Annotated in this window: 2 protein-coding genes and 1 pseudogene; 1 reads left to right on the top strand and 2 read right to left on the bottom strand. The window is 70.1% G+C overall.

Annotated elements, in window-relative coordinates; translation table 11 throughout:
* Position 1: 1 nt before the first annotated feature.
* Positions 2-994, bottom strand: coding sequence for an NADPH:quinone oxidoreductase family protein (locus VFM98_RS05310; protein ID WP_325108856.1), 993 nt, complete (start codon positions 992-994; stop codon positions 2-4).
* Between the two features lie 4 nt (positions 995-998).
* Complete coding sequence (locus VFM98_RS05315; RefSeq protein WP_325108857.1) at positions 999-2012, bottom strand: tripartite tricarboxylate transporter substrate binding protein; 1014 nt, start codon at positions 2010-2012, stop codon at positions 999-1001.
* Positions 2013-2185: 173 nt separating this feature from the next.
* On the opposite strand from VFM98_RS05315, the pseudogene VFM98_RS05320 reads away from it, so the two are divergent.
* Positions 2186-2479 (top strand): annotated as a pseudogene (locus VFM98_RS05320) (hypothetical protein); the annotation flags it as partial.

Below are 2479 nucleotides of genomic sequence, written 5' to 3' on the forward strand. Positions count from 1 at the left end.
GTCAGGCTTCGCCGCGGCCCAGGGCGGTGGTGAGGACGATCTTGCCTAGCGCCTGGCGGTCGGCCACGAGGCGCAGGGCCTCGGCAGCCTGCTCCAGCGGGTAGCGGGCGGTGATCGCCGGTTGCACGCGGCCTTCGGCCAGCCAACCGACCAGCTCGGCGCGCAACTGCGCGTAGCGCTGCGGAAACTTCTTCGCGAAGGCGCCGTAGAACACGCCCACGATGCTGCAGCCCTTGAGCAGCGGCAGGTTCATCGGCAGCTTCGGGATGCCCGCGGTGAAACCGATGACGAGATAGCGGCCGCCCCAGGCCATGCCGCGCAGGGCGGGCTCGGCGTACTCGCCGCCCACGGGGTCGTAGACCACGTCCACGCCCTGGTCGCGCGTGAGCCGCTTGATCTCGTCCTTCAGGTTCTGCGGCGTGTAGAGGATGGTCTCGTCGGCCCCGCGCGCGCGGCACAGCGCCAGCTTCTCCGCGCTGGAGGCCGCGGCGATCACCCGCGCGCCGAGCAGCTTGCCCAGCTCGATCGCCGAAAGGCCCGTGCCGCCGGCGGCGCCGAGCACCAGCAAGGTCTCGCCGGGGGCGATGCGCGCGCAGTCCTGCAGGGCATAGTGGGTCGTGCCGTAGGTCATGAGCAGGGCCGCCGCCGCTTCCATGCGCACGCCGTGCGGCACCGGGACCAGCCGGTCCGGCGTGGTCACCACCTCCTCGGCGAAGCCGCCGTAGCGGCAGGCGGCGATGACGGGATCGCCGACGGCAAAGCCCGTCACCCCGGGGCCCAGCGCCTTCACCACGCCGGCCACCTCGCCGCCCGGCGAGAAGGGCAGCGGCGGCTTGATCTGGTAGCGGTCCTCGATGATCAGCGTGTCGGGAAAGTTGACGGCCGCGGCATGCACGGCCACCACCACTTCACCGGCCGCCGGCACCAGGGCCGGCAGTTCCTCCAGCGACAGCGTTTCCGGCGGCCCATGCCGCCGCGCCAACACGGCACGCATCGCTTCAGGCGCCCTTCACGTCCAGGCCGGCCTTGGTGAAGAGCTGCTTCCAGACGGGCTTTTCCTTCTGGTAGGCGGCAAAGAACTGCTCGCCGGTGCTGCCCACCGGGTCCATGCCGTTGTCCACGATCTTGTCGAACACCTCGGGCGTCTTCACCGCCGCCTGGTATTCGGCCGAGAGCCGCTGCACGATGGCCGCCGGGGTTTTGGCCGGCGCGATCACGCCCACCCAGCCCGGGTTCATGCTGAACACCGGCGCCGACCAGCCCTGCTCCGCCAGCGTCGGCACGTTGGGCATGTTCTTCAGCCGCTTGGTACCGGAGACGCCGATCATGCGCAGCTTGCCGCCCTCCACCTGGGGCTTGGCCGTCGAGGGCGCGAAGAACGCGAAGTTGATCTGCCCCCCCAGAAAGTCCTGCATCAGCGGCGTCTCGCCCTTGTACGGCGAATGCACCATGCCGGCCTGCAGGGAATCGCTCACCTCCAGCAGGGCCACGTGGCCGTAGTGGCCGATGGCGGTGGAGCCGTAGCTCAGCTTGCCCTTGTGCGCCTGGACGTACTTGAGGAATTCGGCGGCGTCGTGGATTGGCAGCGCCGTCGGCACGCACAGCACCATGGGCACGGTGGCCAGCAGGCTGATGAAGGCGAAGTCGGTGGCTGCGTTGTACGGCACCTCGTTGTTCAGCAGCGGGCTGGCGATGATGCTCGACGAAGCGGTGGCGCCGATGGTGTAGCCGTTGGGCGCCGCCTTGGCCACGGCGTTCACGCCCACCATGCCGCCCGCGCCGGCGCGGTTGTCGATCACGATCGGCTGGCCGATCTTGTCGGCGGCCTGCTTGCTCACGGTGCGCATCACCAGGTCGGTGACACCGCCGGCTGCGTAGGGCACGATGAACTTGATCGGCTGGTTCGGGAAGTCCGTCGACTGGGCGAACGCGCGCGGGCCGAGGCCCAGCAGCGCGCTGCCGGCGGCCGCGCGCGTCAGCAGCTGCCGGCGGGAGAGGGAGAGAGGATGCATGTTGTCTCCTTGACGGTCCGCTATGGGGAGTGCGGGCCTCGGCGCATCCTAGGAAGGCCCGCCGGCGCGGCCATCGTCGGTTGAGACGATTTCGGGCGCTCGCGGCGGCCACGGCCGCGATTCGTCGGTTGCGACGATGCCCCGCCCCTCCCCCCTTCCTAGCATCCCCTGGCATGCCGGCACTGCAGGTGCCGCCACAGGAGACAAAATTGGATTTCGACATCCCCGAGGACTTGCGCGCCACGCTGCGCGACATCGACGCCTTCGTCGAGCGCGAACTGGTGCCGCTGGAGCAGGCCCATCCCCAGTTCTTCGACCACCGCCGCGAGTTCGCCCGCACCGACTGGGAGCGCGGCGGCATTCCCCACTCCGATTACGAGGCTGTGTGCCGCGAGGCGCGCGACCGCTGCGACCGCGCCGGCTTCCTGCGCCTGGGCCTGCCGAAGTCGGTGGGCGGCAAGGAGGCC

Source organism: Ramlibacter sp., from assembly GCF_035706265.1.
Classification (GTDB): domain Bacteria; phylum Pseudomonadota; class Gammaproteobacteria; order Burkholderiales; family Burkholderiaceae_C; genus Ramlibacter.